The 17,197-nt window shown below is 48.2% G+C and carries 17 protein-coding genes; 4 read left to right on the forward strand and 13 right to left on the reverse strand.

Features of this window, described 5'->3' with window-relative positions:
• The first annotated feature begins 114 nt into the window (after positions 1 to 114).
• The 3 genes from J4G02_20145 (at position 115) to J4G02_20155 (ending at position 4,171) form a co-directional block, all read left to right on the forward strand.
• Complete coding sequence (locus J4G02_20145) at positions 115 to 885, forward strand: T9SS type A sorting domain-containing protein (protein ID MCE2396837.1); 771 nt, start codon at positions 115 to 117, stop codon at positions 883 to 885.
• A gap of 245 nt (positions 886 to 1,130) precedes the next feature.
• Positions 1,131 to 3,149, forward strand: coding sequence for a TonB-dependent receptor (locus J4G02_20150; protein MCE2396838.1), 2,019 nt, complete (start codon positions 1,131 to 1,133; stop codon positions 3,147 to 3,149).
• Positions 3,150 to 3,208: 59 nt separating this feature from the next.
• Positions 3,209 to 4,171: a PD40 domain-containing protein gene (locus J4G02_20155; protein ID MCE2396839.1), complete on the forward strand. Its 963-nt coding sequence runs from the start codon at positions 3,209 to 3,211 to the stop codon at positions 4,169 to 4,171.
• Positions 4,172 to 4,258: 87 nt separating this feature from the next.
• Here J4G02_20155 and J4G02_20160 read toward each other — a convergent pair whose 3' ends face one another.
• The 3 genes from J4G02_20160 to J4G02_20170 all read right to left on the reverse strand — a co-directional run bounded on the left by J4G02_20160 (position 4,259) and on the right by J4G02_20170 (position 6,036).
• The gene (locus tag J4G02_20160) at positions 4,259 to 5,200 is read right to left on the reverse strand and encodes a phytanoyl-CoA dioxygenase family protein (protein ID MCE2396840.1); all 942 of its coding nucleotides are present in this window, start codon (positions 5,198 to 5,200) and stop codon (positions 4,259 to 4,261) included.
• Positions 5,201 to 5,392: 192 nt separating this feature from the next.
• On the reverse strand, positions 5,393 to 5,683 hold the full coding sequence (locus J4G02_20165; GenBank protein ID MCE2396841.1) for an XRE family transcriptional regulator: 291 nt from the start codon (positions 5,681 to 5,683) through the stop codon (positions 5,393 to 5,395).
• Complete coding sequence (locus J4G02_20170) at positions 5,632 to 6,036, reverse strand: type II toxin-antitoxin system RelE/ParE family toxin (GenBank protein MCE2396842.1); 405 nt, start codon at positions 6,034 to 6,036, stop codon at positions 5,632 to 5,634. Before J4G02_20170 ends, J4G02_20165 begins: the two co-directional genes overlap by 52 nt.
• 1,007 nt (positions 6,037 to 7,043) lie before the next feature.
• On the opposite strand from J4G02_20170, the gene J4G02_20175 reads away from it, so the two are divergent.
• A complete protein-coding gene (locus tag J4G02_20175; protein ID MCE2396843.1) occupies positions 7,044 to 7,724 on the forward strand; it encodes an O-methyltransferase in 681 nt (226 codons plus the stop codon).
• A gap of 217 nt (positions 7,725 to 7,941) precedes the next feature.
• Here J4G02_20175 and J4G02_20180 read toward each other — a convergent pair whose 3' ends face one another.
• The 10 genes from J4G02_20180 to J4G02_20225 form a co-directional block, all read right to left on the reverse strand.
• Positions 7,942 to 8,304, reverse strand: a complete 363-nt coding sequence (locus tag J4G02_20180; GenBank protein ID MCE2396844.1) for a hypothetical protein — start codon at positions 8,302 to 8,304, stop codon at positions 7,942 to 7,944.
• Between the two features lie 194 nt (positions 8,305 to 8,498).
• Entirely contained in the window at positions 8,499 to 9,218 is a 720-nt protein-coding gene (locus J4G02_20185) for a rhomboid family intramembrane serine protease (GenBank protein MCE2396845.1), read from the reverse strand.
• 92 nt (positions 9,219 to 9,310) lie between these two features.
• Positions 9,311 to 9,589, reverse strand: coding sequence for a EutN/CcmL family microcompartment protein (locus J4G02_20190; GenBank protein ID MCE2396846.1), 279 nt, complete (start codon positions 9,587 to 9,589; stop codon positions 9,311 to 9,313).
• Entirely contained in the window at positions 9,589 to 9,873 is a 285-nt protein-coding gene (locus J4G02_20195; GenBank protein MCE2396847.1) for a EutN/CcmL family microcompartment protein, read from the reverse strand. The genes J4G02_20190 and J4G02_20195 overlap by 1 nt, the downstream gene beginning before the upstream one ends.
• Positions 9,874 to 9,896: 23 nt before the next feature.
• Positions 9,897 to 11,351 carry a sigma-54-dependent Fis family transcriptional regulator gene (locus J4G02_20200; protein MCE2396848.1) on the reverse strand — a complete coding sequence of 485 codons (1,455 nt, stop codon included), beginning with the start codon at positions 11,349 to 11,351 and terminating at the stop codon, positions 9,897 to 9,899.
• A 291-nt stretch (positions 11,352 to 11,642) separates the two neighbouring features.
• Positions 11,643 to 12,503, reverse strand: coding sequence for a DUF3782 domain-containing protein (locus J4G02_20205; protein MCE2396849.1), 861 nt, complete (start codon positions 12,501 to 12,503; stop codon positions 11,643 to 11,645).
• Positions 12,500 to 14,026 (reverse strand): GAF domain-containing protein, encoded by a 1,527-nt coding sequence (locus J4G02_20210; GenBank protein ID MCE2396850.1) that lies wholly within the window; start codon positions 14,024 to 14,026, stop codon positions 12,500 to 12,502. Before J4G02_20210 ends, J4G02_20205 begins: the two co-directional genes overlap by 4 nt.
• Positions 14,027 to 14,098: 72 nt before the next feature.
• Complete coding sequence (gene hisH, locus J4G02_20215; protein MCE2396851.1) at positions 14,099 to 14,707, reverse strand: imidazole glycerol phosphate synthase subunit HisH; 609 nt, start codon at positions 14,705 to 14,707, stop codon at positions 14,099 to 14,101.
• Positions 14,708 to 15,267: 560 nt separating this feature from the next.
• A complete protein-coding gene (locus tag J4G02_20220; protein ID MCE2396852.1) occupies positions 15,268 to 16,161 on the reverse strand; it encodes a site-specific DNA-methyltransferase in 894 nt (297 codons plus the stop codon).
• Between the two features lie 11 nt (positions 16,162 to 16,172).
• Positions 16,173 to 17,000 (reverse strand): hypothetical protein, encoded by an 828-nt coding sequence (locus J4G02_20225; protein ID MCE2396853.1) that lies wholly within the window; start codon positions 16,998 to 17,000, stop codon positions 16,173 to 16,175.
• Between the last annotated feature and the right edge of the window lie 197 nt (positions 17,001 to 17,197).

Genomic DNA, 17,197 nt, shown 5'->3' on the forward strand with positions numbered 1-17,197 from the left:
GGTATAGATCTCCGTACGTATGATGCCCTGATTGCAGGAGGCAATGATGGTGCTATTGTCATTGCAGGCAATGCGCGAAGGAGCGAACTGGTCGAACAAATTGTTGAGGGCGAAATGCCGCCTAGCGGTCCACCTTTGCCGGCAGCTCAGATCCAACTCATCATTGATTGGATTAATGAGGGAGCCAAGAACAACTTGAATAATGGAACAGAGGACAAGCCTCCGATTCCCCCAGCAGATTCGTTCCCATCCCCGGACGTTAATCGGGATGGAGTCGTGAATATTCTAGATCTGATACAGGCTGCCCTTCAATTCGGACAAGTTAGCACTCATCTCGCCGGAGATGTCAATGGCGACGGGACCGTGGATGTGGCCGATTTAATACTTATCAGCGTGAATTTAAGCGAAAACGCTGCAGCACCTGCGCTACCTGTTGAGGATTCAAACCCAACTGCCAATTATCACCCATCAAGTGTCAAGCGTCAATTCCAAGCCCTTGCAGCTTTAGAATCACTGGCAATCCCCTCACGTGAGGCACGTCTTGCCCACGACATGCTCAAAGCGTGGTTATCCCACATGAAGCCGTTGATCACGGAAACGAAATTGCTGCCAAACTATCCCAACCCGTTCAATCCCGAAACGTGGATACCCTACCAGCTAGCAGAGGCTGCCTATGTAAAAATTCACATTTATGATGTCGCTGGATATCTGGTAAGGACGTTGGATCTGGGCACCAAACCTGCCGGCAATTATATGTCACGGGAACAAGCAGCATATTGGGATGGCCGCAATGACATGGGGGAAGGGGTCAGCAGCGGGGTGTATTTCTACACGCTAGTGGTAGGGGATTATCAGACGACGCGCCGGATGATCGTTGCGCGATAAAATCAATCGATTTGCAAACTCCTAATACTGTGAACGAGCGAGGTCAGAAACTTTGTTCGCAGAGCTACGGTATATTGCTTTGAATCCCGATCTATCAGGGCGGCGTGTGTCTACTGCTTTTCAATGTCTGCCTATTTATATAATTCACTATAAATGGCTCTGTGTATTTCCTCAGCTACTATTGCCTGCTTACCTACTATGTGTTATAATCGCAGAAGCACTTAAATATTGTGAGGGCCAAATTCATGATTAAATCCCTCCGCGCAATCTGTCTACATCTTCTACTTTTTGGAATTGCAAGTTACCTTAGCGTTTCAGCAGAAGATGACACAAAACCCGTTGAGCTCGACGAAATTGTGGTGACACCCGGCCGGTTCGCGATTGATGATGGGACACCCTCAAAGTTATCACTCTCAAAGCAACGAATTGAGCGGTTTCCGTTGGTTGATAACGATGTGATGCGGGCTGCACACATTTTTCCGGGGGTTGTTGCGAGCGATTACAGCGCACGATTCAGTGTGCGTGGGGGTGAAAAGGACGATATCTTGGTGAGGTTAGACGGGATGGAACTCTTCGATCCGTACCACCTACAAGACTGGGGAGGCGCTGTTTCACTCGTTGGGCTCGATTTGATCCAGCGCGTCGAACTGTTGATGGGTGGTTTCCCAGCGGAGTATGGTGATAAAATGGCCGGTGTGTTTGACATCACAACGAAAGAGGGAGAGATTGAGAAAGTTTCTGCTAATTTCGGGCTTGACCTTATTAATACAACCGCAATGGTGGAGGGTCCCTTATCAGAAAAGGGGTCATGGCGCCTGTCGGCACGTCGAGGTTACGTTGACCTGATCCTTGCAATGATTGATTTCGACGAGGACTACAAGCCACAATACGCGGATCTTTACGGGAAAGTGACCTATACGCCGACACAGACAGATACACTCACGCTCAATGGACTTTATGGCTGGGATAAGAATCGGATTCGGCAAGGGGACCCCGACAATAATTTAGATTCGCGTTACGATAATCTAACCGTTTGGACGCGGTGGCGGCATCACTTTGGTACGACGAACTGGTCTGATGTGTTCGTTTTTGCCGGGACCGCAGCGCATGATCGGCAGACCGGAACGGAGAATTTTGATGTCCGTTCGTTCCGTTTCTTCGGTGCCAAAACGGAATTCACAGCCGGTTTTTTGGATAAACATCTGTTTCGTAGCGGAATAGAATGGCGTTTGACAGCAGCGCAATACGATTACGATGTCCGAGAACGGCAGCCCGGCATAGACCAATACGCACGAGTCCTCGCAGACTTTGAAGACAGCGGCAGCGAAATTAAGATGTTCCTCCAAGACGAGTGGCAGCTACATCCGAAACTCGCGCTCAATGTGGGAGGACGGTACCTGTTTCAGGACTATCGCGCCGCCGGTATCCAAAGCTATGAGATCGGACCTCGGATTGCACTTGCAGTCCGCCCAACAGAGAAACTGGTGTTGCGCGGCGCGTGGGGGATCTATCACCAACCCATTTCTATGATGAATATTCCTGTGGAGGATAACGTTCAGACCGCTGGACGCGCCGAACAGGCGGTTCATTACATTCTCAGCGGTGAATACCATCCAAACGCTAATTTCTTGTTCCGTTTGGAGGCGTATTACAAAACATTGGACAATCTTTCAGGGCGGCTCAGGGAGTTCGGACGACAGACTCAGATTTTTGTACCTCCGGAATCTGGAGAGGCAAAAGGGATGGATGTTTTCGTGACACATGCAGTTTCAGATCGGTTGACGTGGGGAGCCGGCTATGCGTACACCATCGCGAAAGAAAGTGCAGCCGGTGAGACATTTTTTCGGCAGTCCGACCGACGGCATTCCCTCGCGCTCAGTAGTAGTCATCAGCTGTCACGGGGGTGGCATCTCTACCTGACTTGGCGTTTCCATACCGGCGAACCGAGAACGCCGTTGACGCATGCGCTGGTTTCGCAGCCGGGGAGTGACCTCGCGTGCGACCGACAGTTTGGAGCGACGCATTCAGAGCGGCTACCACCTTATCACAGTCTCGATTTTCGGTTTACGAAACGGAATCCATACAGCCGGTGGGAACTCACATGGTATTTCCAGATCTTAAATCTCTACAATCGTACTAACATTGACCAATATGCGTTCAGTGAGACGCTCGACGAGGAAACAGGTGTGCTGCTCGATTGCGAGATCGATGAAGAACCGATGCTGCCGATTCTACCAACACTAGGTATTTCGGTCACGTTTTAACAAAGTAGTGGTTCGCCTTGATTGACCGAAAAGTGCAAGAAGATAGGAAAAACTTATCCATGAAACAAAAATTAGTTTGGAAAATGTTGCTGATAGCGAGCAGTCTGCTGACTATAAATGCTTGGGGCAATAAGACGATTTCCTTCACCGCTGATCTGACCGGAAATCTCGATATCTACATCATGGATATCAATCGCAAGAATCCCGTCAACTTAACCAACCATCCGGCGGAGGACTCTTCCCCGACGTGGGCACCAGATGCCAGTGCTTTCGCTTTCGTTTCACACAGGGATGGCAATCCAGAGATTTACGTGATGGAGATGAAAAACAAGGAATCTCAACGGCTAACAAACAATCGCGCGACTGACATCGATCCCGCTTGGTCGCCGGATGGACGCTGGATTGCATTTGCATCCAACCATCACAGAGAGCATGCACCAGATACTGACATCTACATAATGAACCCAAGCGGCAAGAAGGCACAACAACTCACAAACAAGGGCGGGCACAATTCAACACCGGCGTGGTCGCCGGACGGGCAGTGGATCGCGTTCCGTACCACACTGGACGGTTTCGGTGCTATCCATCTGATGAACGCAAATGGCAAAAAACAGCGAGCCCTCACACAAGTATCCGCGACAAACCCCACTTGGGCAGCTAACGGCAAAGAGATCTACTTGTCTAGCGATATGCTCGCTGGTGCAAAAGTTCCTACCCTGTTTGCCATAGATGTCAATGCGGGAAATGCCCGAAAGTTAGCAAACGTCCCACAAGCCTGCGACGAACCTACCGAATCGCCTGATAGACAATGGATTGCCTATGTGTCAACTGCCGGCGGAAATAAAGATATCCATTTAATTAGAGTGGCGGACGGGGAGATACAACAGTTGACACAAGATCCGGGACTGGAATTTTCTCCTGCATGGGTGCCAGCGGGTTTGCCCGTTTCCCCAAACACATACAAGCGAACAACGCTCTGGGGAATCTTAAAGCAGACAGGTTTACAGTCCACTCACCGCTAAAGTTGTAGGTGGGGCATCCCCGATAAGATCGGGATTTCGTTGCGCTCAACTTGCTTCGCCATCTGCTTTTGTGGCGCAACGGAGTCCTTACTCCCATCGTGCCCAGACGTTCGGGATGACATGCCCTTCGTCAATGTACGGATCTTCACCAGCGATAGTGATAACACCACGGTAATTGCGCTCCCCCTTCCAGCCCAGCCACGATGCTGTTGAACAATAGTGGCTCACAAGGATGCGCCGAAATTTGTCACTTCGATTCTTTTTGGAGCGGTGCAAGAGGTAACCGTTGAAAAAGAGGACACTACCAGCCGACATCTCAATCGGAATCTCGTCCGCGTCATCAAAACCAGTCGCTTCTTGGCAGCTGTCGAATTCATCGCGTTTGTTGTGCGGTACGCGATCGTAAATTACACCCGAACGATGGCTGTTCGGCAGAACCCAAAGGCAGCCGTTCTCAATTGTGGCGTCATCTAACGCGGTCCACACACCGATCAGCGACCTATCCCGTGTCGGAATCGGATGTTCGTCCTGATGCCACGGGTTACCGGTATGCCCAGGGACTTTGCTCAGCATCATCGACTGCATGCACTTGATTCCGCCATCCCAAAATGGGATGTGTGCCCCAACAATCTCTCGAAGTACTTCACAGATTTTAGGATGTTCAATGTAATGCCGAACCAAAGGGCTAAAGACATGCGGTTCACCGACGCACATAATTCTATCCAATACTTTCTTCTCACTTGCTATTTCCGGCATCGGAGGGATCGCCTCACACGGATAATCGCCTCGAAAAATTTTCAGCATCTCCGCTTTCAACTCGTTACATTCTTCCGGTGTAATAAGATCTGGAAGCATTAAATATCCATCGTTGATATAGGATTTTGCCCAAAGATTGGACTGCCCTTGTGCCATTTTCAGATCCTTTATGATGGTTGTCTGAAACCGTTTGAAGTGCCACCCAGTTGCCACGTTCCCCTTTTCTTTGGATACCAAAACTTTCTGTTTCGTCAGCGCGTGTTCTTTTAACAATTCCCCATTGTGCGATTATTATGCTCCTTTTTTACGCATTATCCGTTGTCTTTGGGTTATCGGACATATTTTTTGCTTATTGAGACTGTTAGAATCCGCGCTATGACTGGATCGAGAATTTCAGATTTCGCCAAAAATTGCCCAATAATATCCGATAAGACCCGTTACCGGATATTATCTGATTTAACGCCCCTAAACCGCAACGATCCGCTGATGTCCCTCTCCATCTTCTGCTGGTGTAATCCGGATCTCAATGTTGCGGTTAAAGCGATTGAGAAGTGTAAACAGTCGCTCTACGCTAAAGCGGTTAAAATCACCAGCTTTCAGTCTTGAAATGTCGGAGGGGTCAATACCGAGGATTTTCCCCGCTTTTGCCTGTGTGAGCTTTTGCGCTTCTATGATTTTGTAGATCTCAACAGCTAAATCTGCCTTCAACAAGGCTCGCTCGGCTTCGGCATCAGAAAATCCCAAATCCTTAAACACATTCCCGGAGCTCCCAGTTGTTGCGCGATGGTAAGTCGCTGCTTTATCAAATCAATTTCTCGTTTCGGGGTTCTGATCCCGCGAGTCGATTTCTTCTGAAACGCATGGAGCACATAGATTTTATTGCCAATGTTTACGGTGTAAACGGCACGATATGTGTCTGTATCGTAACGTGCGACAATTTCCCATACGCCTGATCCAATGCCCCGCATCGGTTTTGCTTTAGGGTGTTTAGCACCGCGCTGCGCAAAACGCAACGCTTCACCGACTGCCCGTCTTACGGCTTTCGGGAACTTTCGGACTTGCTCGCGAGAACCCCCAATCCAAGTTACATCTTTCATCGCTTCGTTCAAAATTATATCTTCCTCTCACTTCATGGTAGACTTGCCATATTATGGCAGATTTACCATGAAGATTGCAACTCTTTTTTGGAGAGGATTGAGGCGGAGGTAAGGAAGTTAAGGCGGGAAAAAATGTCCGATAAGACTCTTTTACAGGACATTCTTATCAGGTTCACAATTACCGCGCGGGGGGTAGTCCATCCATTTGGCAAACTCCAATGGAATCTTATACACCTTGGCTAGGTCTTCCAAATGGATGCAATTACCACAATGATAAATCTGCCCCTGTCCGGTCACATAAACCGCCGGCAATTTATTTATGGTAGATTTTAGAATTATTTAGACACTCCAAATGCACAACCAACCTCCTAAATCCCCCAACCCCCCTAGCCCCCCTTATCAAGGGGGAAACCGTTATCAGGGGGACTTGGAAAACTTCGCGACGGTCGGAGTTATTGGTAAACGTCTACTTATTTATCTAATTCACCATAATAAATTTTACATCCACAATCAAATTACAAAAGTTTGCGATATTGAAGCACCAAAAGTCAAAACGAAATGATGGTTTTTAGCCAGATTTTACGAGAAAAAGCTGCCGCCCGGAAAAACACTCCGCTCACTAGAGCGATGTGGTGAATTAACTGAGATATTTACACTCCCACCTTACCAAAAACGGAAAAGTCAACTGTGCAGGGTCTACCAATCTAAAGACTATAGTGCGCGGAAAATATAGACTCGGACACAATTTTATGGCATACTTATAGTAGATCTTAGGATTAATGAAACACCCCAAACCGAACCGCATTGCCCTCAGACCCGGTAGGTGCGGTTTGTAACCGCACCACGCGGGGAGCGAAAGTGTCTCGTTATTTTTTGAATTCACCATAATATAACCTTGTGGGATATACTTATTATTGATAAGGTCTCAAAAATAAACCCCTAACACACAATACCCAAAGAAAAGACCTTACGCATGACTCGTTACGCACTGTTTTTTTCAGATAGAATAGGAGGGATTCATGGAACGTTTGGACGTGCTTCATCCATCAATTGACGAATACCTACTTGATGTTATTCCAGCACGCGACGAGGTGCTAACAGAGATGGAGGCATACGCACGGGAACGCCGTTTCCCGATTGTGGGACCGCTCGTTGGTCGCGTGTTACATCAACTGGTGCTGCTGACGAACCCAACGCGGATTTTCGAGATGGGATCCGGTTTCGGCTATTCGGCGTATTGGATGGCAAAGGCATTACGACAGCCGGAAGGGCGTATCATCTGTACCGACGGCTCGCAGGAAAATGCGGATCGTGCGGCGGATTATCTTGCGCGAGGCGGGATCGCCGATCGCATCGACTATCGCGTTGGAAACGCCCTTGAAATCATCGACGAAACCGAAGGGGAATTTGACATCATCTATAACGACATCGACAAAGATGGTTATCCCGAAGCGTTTCGTAAGGCAATTCCACGGCTCAGGAGCGGCGGACTCTTTATCACAGACAACATGCTATGGCTGGGGCGTGTCGTCACATACGATACCGATGCTGACGTGCAGGGACTTGATGAAGAGGAACAATGGGTGCACAAAACCACAGTCGGGGTCAAGGAATTGACGCGGCTGCTCTACAGTTCCCCCGATGTGTTCACGACAATCATACCGCTCCGTGATGGGGTATCAGTTGCAATAAAACGTTAATTCAAAATTTTGGCATCAGCCCTACTTCGATGCCAGATGATACACTTCAATCTCACGGACCTGTGCCAATGCTGGCTGGATGACACGGAAGTGAGGATAATACGCTCCCGCGAGTGTGGTCCTCCGATCTACAACCTTGTCACCGGGCGATAAGAGCACCTTTGTAACAACGTTATCATCGACCGTGCGGGAGACATTGATACGGATAGTGTTTGTCTTACAATTTAACCGCAATATCCCGCAATTGACGCACAGAGTGCACTGTTTTCCACTCAAACTTATCAATATCCCAATAGTCCACATGAAACCAGAAGAGATTAACGTTATGAATGATAATCTTCCGAACGGGTTTGACCTCCGGGAACCGTACCGTAAAGATCCGTTCATTTTTCGCCGCTACAGCCGCAACCGTGTCTAACCGCCCATCATTGAGCGCTGGATGGTTTGCCTTTGATCCATAGTTCGCCAGCGCGAAGTTCTCACTCCATGAATTCTCTAATAGAGAAGACCAAACGCAACCCGACAAACCAACACAGGCAAGTAACAACAAGAAAATCCCAAATTGTTTTAGAGCGTTCATCTTTCCACCTCGCAATCCTATGTCACATAACCGCATTCATGTGAAAAAGCAGGCAACCTCGTTAGTCAAGCACCTTTCTCCGCCTGAAAGAAATCCACCCGAATCCCGCAAGCGGAGAATCCTGCCTCGCCACAACGCGTCATGTTGCTCTGAATCCCAACCTTGACGGGAATTTTTGTAACAAAAAAACAGCGCTATCGAACATAAGGACGAATGTGGAAGGGTTCATGTTTAGGACGAAACCAAGTCCGTTGGAATTTTCTGATAAGAAACATCCCCACACCAAACCCCCCAACATGCGCCAGCCAAGCGATAGATGCACCTTGAAACGAAAAATAGACATTAACTAACTGAATAGCGATCCAAGGTAACAACAAAACAATCGCGGGCACAGAGATGATATAGATAAAGACAAGGCATCGGACACGCGCCCTAGGACAGGCGATAAAGTGCGCCCCCATTACACCAGCGATTGCACCGCTCGCACCAATCAGGGGCAAGTTAGAATCGTAGTAAATCATTACGTAACAGAGCGTCGCCAACACGCCGCACAACAGGTAGAACAGGAGAAATTTCAGGCTCCCAATCATACTTTCAAGGGTCGGACCAAAAGCCGAGAGATACAACATGTTACCAATAATGTGGATAAGTCCGCCCTGTAAGATGTGCACATCGTGTAAAAATAGAGAGGTGAGGAGTGTCCTATCAAAAAGGTTTGGAAGCGGTGGTAGAAACGAATAGCGCTGCATAATCTGGTTGGGAATTGCTCCAGATACTTCTGCCAACGACACCCCTTGATAGAACGCATAAAGCTGGTATACAAAAACCAATAAATTTGTAACAATCAAGAATTGGACCGCACGCGGGTTGAAAGACTTCTGTGTCGATGGTCTGCTCGGCAGTGGAATAAACAAAGTGTCGTGTCCTTTCGACAAGTGCGCAGGTAGGCAAATCTGCGATAACGTCACACATTAACTACGACACATGACACTTTACGTTTCACGTTTCACGCCTCACTCGACACATCAAACCGATCAATGATTCCCATAACCAACTCTCTTATGGGAGCAGTTTCGATTTCAAAGACCTCTTGGGCGACGCCCGGTCCTGCCCCAACAAGCACGATGTCGTTCTCTCCCGCCCCAACATAGTCAACAGCGATCGTCGGCGTTCGTACCAACTGCGATTTCAAACTCAACGGTTGAACAAGCAGAAGGGTTCGATTGTCATAGGCAGGGTGCTTAATGACCGAAACCACTTTACCAATGACCTTTGCAATGTACATCACTCCTCCACTTCTTCGGTTACGGTAATCGAATCAACAATTCCCACCACAGCCACATCGACCGGCATTGTACGTTCCGCTGATACAAATACAGCGTCTCCACCGGTGACGATATAGACCAATTCGCCATACCCCGCCGCACCTTGTATATCAACAGCGGTGACCGGATCGCCTATAGATCCGCCCTCCGCATCGAGGGGTTGTACGACCAACAGCCGATAACCCACCAAGCTCGGATCTTTTCGAGTTGCGACAATGGTACCGATAACCTTTGCAATATCCATAGGCTAATAAAACGCGCTCCCACCTAACGCCTTTGAATTCCATACTCCTCCATTTTGGAATGGAGTGTATTCCGATTGATTCCGAGAATTTCAGCGGCTTTCCTACGATTCCACCCGGTACGCTCAAGAATAAACTCAAAGAGCGGTTTCTCAACGGCAGCGCGAATATCGGCGTGAAGCGATCCTGAGGAAGCTCCCGATTCGATAAATTCCTCTACGCGCTCCAGCATAAGCGAAGCGAGGCGGCTCTCAAAACCTGTAGGTGCCTGTGTACTAGAAACCGTTGGTCCGCCAGCAAGTTCCGCAAAATGTTCCGGCAGGAGTACCTGACCCGCACACATCACGAGCGCACGCTTCAAGCTATTCTCAAGTTCGCGGACATTTCCGGGCCAATCATAAACCATCAGCAGCTTGAACGCTTCGGGCGAAATTGTCCCTTTGGGCTGACCATAATCCCGAGCATAACCGGACATAAAAAAATCCACCAGTTCCGGGATATCCTCTTTCCGTTCACGTAAGGGCGGCAAAAAGATTGGCACGACATTGAGCCGATAGAACAGATCTTCCCGAAACGTACCCTCCTGAATTGCCAAATCAAGGCGTCGATTCGTCGCGGCAATCACCCGCACATCTACCTTGCGAATCTCATTTGATCCAATCGGCTCGACCTCCCGCTCTTGGAGAACACGCAACAACTTCATCTGTACCTCTATCGGTAATTCGCCAACCTCGTCCAGAAAAATTGTTCCCCGGTCCGCCTGTTCAAATTTGCCTTCACGTGCGGTGTCGGCTCCTGTGTACGCCCCTTTAACATGTCCAAAGAGTGCACTTTCGATCAAGTCCGAGGGAATCGCGCTACAATCGACTACCACAAACGCTTCATCGGTCCGCCTACTATTTTGGTGGATTGCCTTGGCAACCGATTCCTTACCCGTGCCGCTTTCACCCATAATCAGAATCGTTTCGTCGCTGATTGCTGCGCGCCCAATGGTCAGGTAGATCACGTGCATCGCATCGCTTTCCCCAACAATCTGAGTGGCTTCATCCTCCCCGTTCTGTGGTGCAACAGTATCCACCGGTGCGGAATCTTCCGCCATCACCATTTTCGCTTGATCAGCCGCGTACACCGCTCTAGATACCAAAGGTGTGATCTCTTGGAGATCAAAAGGCTTGGTCACATAGTCATAAGCGTGCCGCTTTGCAGCTTCAATCGCTGTTTGCGTTGTGCCGTGGGCGGTGATGATAACAATTGATGCGGTTTTATTAATGTCCCGAAGCTCTTCAATCAGATCTAGCCCGTTGACATCAGGCATAAATATATCGAGAAAAATTGTGTCGATCGCTTCTGAGCGGAGGAGATCCACCGTTTCTTTCCCGTTTCGGGCGGAAAATGTACGATACCCTTCCTTCTGAAGGGCTTTCTCCAACACAAAGCGGATGCTATCGTCGTCGTCAGCAATGAGAATTGAATGTGTCATAGAAACCTAATGATAGTTGTCTGAACCGAGACCGGCAACTGCAAAAACACCATCAAAGCTATAGTGGACCTTAGAATTAATGAGACACTGCCAATCGGCGAGGTTAGAAACCTCGCCTACCGGGGAGTGCAAGTGGTTGGAAACCGCCCCTACCGTTCTCCTGTTTGGTAGGCGCTGTTTCCAACTGCGCCTATGCGGTGCGGGTGAAAACCGCATCTACTGGCCCCGATCAATCGGGATCGCTGCACAGAGGGACAAAAGTGTCTATTTATTTTTAGAATTCACTATAAGTTAAATCATAATATCTAAGCTGTGGGTGTAGAGTTCGATACCCATCCGTGCCGCCAATCCAACAGCGTTAGGATCAACAAACGGAGATATGAAAATCCTTCGATTGACCGTTACATTTTCCGTCTGTTCAAAGAACGCAATCTTCCTTTGAAAAAGGGAAAGATCGCCGCGGGTAACTGATGATTTAATTTCAATTGCAACGACTAAACCGTTCCGGATGATTACATCCATTTCTACCTGTTCGGGTTGTCCGAAAACCGATCCGGAATCGTCATAACCCTCGTACCGTTCCACCCGGAAGCCGAGTTCATCAGTCAAAATTGCAGCGAGCCCATTAAGGAATGCCTCTTCAGACATCAATCCCCATCGCGCGCCCAGACCTTGAACGGTATGGTGAAACCGCTTTAATTCATCATCTAGATATGCACGTGACGCCCTAGATTCCTCACGCAACCGATTGGACTCTTCGCGTAGAACTTGCATCTCTTCCCGGAATTCAACCCACCGCTGCTCGGACTCCTCGCGCAACCGATTGGACTCTTCACGTAAGACTGCCATCTCCTGCCTGAAGTGAGCCCACTGCTGCTCGGACTCCTCACGCAACCGATTGGACTCTTCACGTAGAACTTGCATCTCCTGCCGGAATTCGACCCGCTGTCGTTCAGATTCCTCACGCATCTGCTTGAGCTCATTCAAAATCGCTGTTATATCTTCTTTTTTGGCAAAAGTCTCCGACATAACACCGATTAACTCATAACGAATCTCGGGATTTTGGGTTATTAGGCGCGGAAATTCATTAGCGATTAACTCGCGAATTTCTTCTTCACATTTGCCATATCTGTATTCACTGAATTTGCTCAAACCGGCAGCGTAACGATAAACGTTGCCCCTTGGGGTTCTGTTACGTCGAACTCAATGACGCCGCCGTGTTCCTCAATAATTTGCTGGCTAATCGCCAACCCAAGTCCTGTGCCTTTCTGCTTCGTTGTGTAAAACGGATCGAACAAACGCGAGGCAACATCCGGCGGTATACCACGCCCGGTATCCTTGATATAAATTTGAACCACCTGAGTCACGGAATTATAGGCGGTTTGAATCGTCAAGACACCCCCATCTTCCATCGACTCAATTGCATTCCGAAATAGGTTCAACAACACCTGCGTCATTCCGTCGGCGTTTACAGCAACCAATGGACAATTATCAGCCAATTTCTTTTCAACGCGGATATTGTCCCGATCTAACTCCGGCTGACAGATTGAGAGGCTATTGTCGATCAAGTCATCAATACTGCCCGGCTTGACACCGGCAGTTCGTGGGTTGCCGGACCCAAGGAGCTGCTCAACCACGCGGTTCAACCGATCTACCTCTCTGATAATGACCTGAATATACTCTTGAATCTCTGAATTCGACTCCCCCTCGAGTTGGAGCAACTGCGCTGCGCCGCGGATCCCGCCAAGTGGATTTCTCACCTCGTGAGCAACAGTCGTCGCGAGTTTGCCCAGCGTTGCGAGGCGTTCGGATTGAACATGCGAATCAATCATCTGCTGGATCTTGACGCGCTGTGCCACAATCGCAGCGATAATCGTCAAGATACGAATATCGTCCTCAATCGAAAATTCGTCCGATGCCTTATCAATTGTCAGCGTACCAATTACCTGTTCATCCACCACCACCGGAACACACCAGAAAGCTATCGGATCTTTAGACTGCACTGATTTCGCATCTGGAAACTCAATCCGCTCAAGCGGCGTCCGACTGTGTGGCACACCAATCGGTTGACCAGATTGGAGCACCTGTTGTTGGATAAGGTCAATTTGGCTATCAGTACCACGCCGGAGCTCCGCCTCCGTCAATCCAAAAACAGCCTCAACCTCTTTGACCAACTCGTCATCTTCCCAAATTCTCAGTGCACCCCGGTATACCCCCATTCGGTTAGCGAGGGTTCTGATAATCTTTTGGAACAGCTCATCTAATTCAAGAGCGGTATTTGCCGTATCACCAATTTCAAAAAGGGTAGACAGATCAGCCACCCGTTTCTCCAGATCCGTGTTGGTCTGATCTATCTGCTGAAGCTGTACCTCAGTGGTGGAGCGTTGGGCTTTGAAAAGCTGGATGGTGCGGACAATGAAATAGGCGACGATCGGATATAAGATTGCAACCACACCCAAATGGATCTGCTCATAGTAAAGTCCAGCATGTACCCAATTGGCTAATGTCGTAAATGCAAGCAACAGATACTGTCCGCGACGGTTGTCATAGATCCCCGCAAGAATCATAACTCCATAATAAAGATGCGACGCAACACCGTAGCTCTGCGGGCTATCCAAGCCGTAAACAAACAGATTAATCAGTAGGACAACGAATATCAGGAAGAAAGTTAGCATGAGTAATTCACGGTTGCAGGAGTTACTCCTGACGGGGCACCAAGACCTCAACAATCTAAATGGCAGAGACTCCTACTGTCCATCGCACAAGAAATTATCCAGCATCTTCAGTCCGATCCGACCACTCTTCTCCAGATGGAACTGCGTCGCAATCAGGTTCTGATGGGCAACAACACTCGAAAATTTAACGCCGTAAATGGTCTTCCCAACGATATACGAATCGTCCCGCGGTATGGGATAGTACGAATTAACGAAATAGAAATGGGCAGGATTCGGAACATCTTGAAAAATTGGATGTGCCTGCGTCTGATACACCTCGTTCCAGCCGATCTGCGGTACTTTTTGAATCGGAGAGGGATTATATTTTTTGACAACGCCGGGCAGGATGCCGAGGCAATCGGTATCCTCCTCTTCGCTATGTTCAAACAGGATCTGGATACCGATACAGATCCCTAACATCGGCTTACCCGACTCGTAAACCTCCCGCAATATCTCCGCGAGCCCAGCCGCGTTCAGGTTATCCATTGTTGCCCGCGCCGCACCTACGCCGGGAAAGATGACTTTCTCTGCACCCAAAATGGTTTGGGGGTCGGCGGTAATTTTTCCGTCGTAGCCTAAATATTTGACGGCGCGTTCAACACTCGTCAGGTTGCCCGCGCCGTAGTCGATAATTGCGATCATTGGAAACTTACGTTACTAAAAGTAGGATTTACGCAGTTGAACGGTAAAATCCAACCCCTTCCGCTACGCGGAACTTACACCTCCGCTTCAATGCCCCACCCATACAATTCGGTGATTTGGCAGGGCCCTGTCAGGTCCCAGAAAAAAATCAACCTCCCATCGGGGGTTCATCATTGGCGGGTATCTGTCTGAACCCTGATGGGGCCTAGCTTCAGAGCGTTTGTAGATTTTTACCACCCAACAGAAGGGGCGTGTAGACGGCTTGCTGACCTGCCAAATACGCACTGTTTATGAACCGTTTTTCACTTAAATGTCAACATAATCTCGCCAAATGTCAGGGATTTGCCAGGGCACTGACAGGTCAAAACTCTGAAATGCGTCAGTCCTGATAGTCATATTCGGTGCATTGGAAGGGGCTCAGCACCCCTATTATACCCTATTTTCTGACCATGCGCGTAAATCCTAAAAAGATTCGTTTGAAAAATTAAAAAGGGACCGTTGAAATGATGTTGCAGGGTGAAAATTTCAATCTGTGAAATAGATTCAAAATCTTCATCGACTCAAACGCGATTTTGATTTGACTCAAAAAGTTCTATCTGTTTAGAAGTAGCTGTGGTCCTCAATCCAACCCGTCCCCAAATGGCTTCTAAGTCCGGTGTGCATTCATAATCTTTGAATAAACCTGAAATATCATCTGCTTTTCTTTGTTCAGCAAGCCTTTCTCGGATGATTGCAACATTAATTTTATCGAGTTCAACCCCGATTGATTTCCGCCCCAACTGTTCCGCAACAACCAACGTCGTTCCTGAACCCGCAAATGGATCTAATACAACATCGCCGGGATTTGTCGAAGAAAGGATTATCCGAAGGAGAAGTTGAATCGGTGTCTGTTGCTTGTGCAAGCGATTCCCCTCTGCATCCCGCAAGGCTTCATCTCCCGCAAAATAGCCCGCCGTCAACTCACGAATATCGGCCCACACGTCGGTGAGGAACATACCGTTTTCACGTTCATATTTGTAGCCCGCAGGCAGCGGCGGATTGATTCGCAGACGGTGAAAGACTCCTGGACGTTTTCCTTTCGTTGCAAACGCGATAATCTGGTAGTGCTTACCAAAACGATTCACCCCGGGGACAGCGGACGTTTTCTTTTTCCAAATAATCAAGTTTTGAAACGTCCACCCAGCTTCGCGTAAACAGCGTAGCACAGATTCAGTTTTCTTCTCCCGCTGCATAAAATAGATTGCGCCGCCCGAAGCGGTTTGTTGATAAACCTTTGTGCACACACCGCCCATCCACTTCCAATACTGCGCTTCAGGCAAGTTATCATCCCACTCGTTGTAACCTTTATCCTGATTGAAGGGCGGATCGAGAAAAGTAAGATCGATATTCCCAAAAGCAGTGTTCGGCTGGTTTAACAGCGAATCACAATCTCCATGCAGTACGGTTGCTTTCATATTATACCTTGTTAAGCAAAAAAATCATCATTGATTATAATCTGAAATCCATTGGTTTCGGCTTCCTGCTTTAGAGCCGTAAGACGGTTTGCCTGTGAACGACTAACCGAGTTAAGGTTGAAATCCTCACCCGTCGTCAACTTCAAAATCGGCACAGGATTGTAATTGGTCTCATCAATTTTCAGATGCTCCAAGTTCGTAAATAGTATCATCTTCACCAAACCATCTTTTATGTCACCGAGAGAGGGAAGTTCAGCTTTGTTCGCATGCTTCGCTTCAATCAGATGGATTTCCTCCCCATGGATCTCAACCTCATCGCAGGTTAAATAGTAATTGCCACCAAGATAATTCTTGATGGTTAGCTTTCCTTTAATCCCCGTTACGAGCTCTTTGGGCTGCGTGGTGACGCTTTCCCTTGCCTGTGCCTGCCTTGCCAAGTCCCTTGATAGTGCCTTAAATTCTGCCTGACCTTCACGAAGTATATTGATTCTACGTTCCGCAGATTCCCAAGAGTGCATTTCCACGCTTAATTTTTCGGATATAGTCGAATAGGCATTCAACGCCTGCGAGCCAATTTCGCCGATACCTTCGACTTGCGTCATGTTCCAGTGCAAGGCATCGGACTGATAAGACATCAAGCGATCAATTTCGCTGATGATGTGCTCTGAATTAAACTTTTGACCCGTGATTTTATGTGTGTATCTTGTGCTTTTTGAAGCATCAACATAGTAGCCAATTATCACGTAAACACCCAACAGACTCATTAAAGAGATTGTATCCCATTGGAGAAAGTCTCGATCGCCCTGTTTACCCTCATCCTTCAAAATTGGAATTATCATCGCTTTTTTGCCAGAAAAACTCAGGGTATCATAGACTCTTGAATACGGGTAAGACCGTGTCCTTTTTGGTGAAACCCAGCAGCTTAAAGCAATCTGCTTGTTTGGATCGATCTGTAAATTGACATACTCCCCGCCCTAAAGGACGGGGATTCTTTTGTCCTTCAGGCGCGTGAATTGCGCTATCAACAAGGATTGGA

The organism is Candidatus Poribacteria bacterium (assembly GCA_021295755.1).
In the GTDB taxonomy this organism is placed as follows: Bacteria; Poribacteria; WGA-4E; order WGA-4E; family PCPOR2b; genus PCPOR2b.

Coding starts and splice junctions, on each gene's coding strand:
- J4G02_20145 (MCE2396837.1), top strand. CDS start 115: ATGCCGCCTAGCGGTCCACCTTTGCCGGCAGCTCAGATCCAACTCATC.
- J4G02_20150 (MCE2396838.1), top strand. CDS start 1,131: ATGATTAAATCCCTCCGCGCAATCTGTCTACATCTTCTACTTTTTGGA.
- J4G02_20155 (MCE2396839.1), top strand. CDS start 3,209: ATGAAACAAAAATTAGTTTGGAAAATGTTGCTGATAGCGAGCAGTCTG.
- J4G02_20175 (MCE2396843.1), top strand. CDS start 7,044: ATGGAACGTTTGGACGTGCTTCATCCATCAATTGACGAATACCTACTT.
- J4G02_20180 (MCE2396844.1), bottom strand. CDS start 8,304: ATGAACGCTCTAAAACAATTTGGGATTTTCTTGTTGTTACTTGCCTGT.
- J4G02_20190 (MCE2396846.1), bottom strand. CDS start 9,589: ATGTACATTGCAAAGGTCATTGGTAAAGTGGTTTCGGTCATTAAGCAC.
- J4G02_20195 (MCE2396847.1), bottom strand. CDS start 9,873: ATGGATATTGCAAAGGTTATCGGTACCATTGTCGCAACTCGAAAAGAT.
- J4G02_20200 (MCE2396848.1), bottom strand. CDS start 11,351: ATGACACATTCAATTCTCATTGCTGACGACGACGATAGCATCCGCTTT.
- J4G02_20210 (MCE2396850.1), bottom strand. CDS start 14,026: ATGCTAACTTTCTTCCTGATATTCGTTGTCCTACTGATTAATCTGTTT.
- hisH (MCE2396851.1), bottom strand. CDS start 14,707: ATGATCGCAATTATCGACTACGGCGCGGGCAACCTGACGAGTGTTGAA.
- J4G02_20220 (MCE2396852.1), bottom strand. CDS start 16,161: ATGAAAGCAACCGTACTGCATGGAGATTGTGATTCGCTGTTAAACCAG.
- J4G02_20225 (MCE2396853.1), bottom strand. CDS start 17,000: ATGATAATTCCAATTTTGAAGGATGAGGGTAAACAGGGCGATCGAGAC.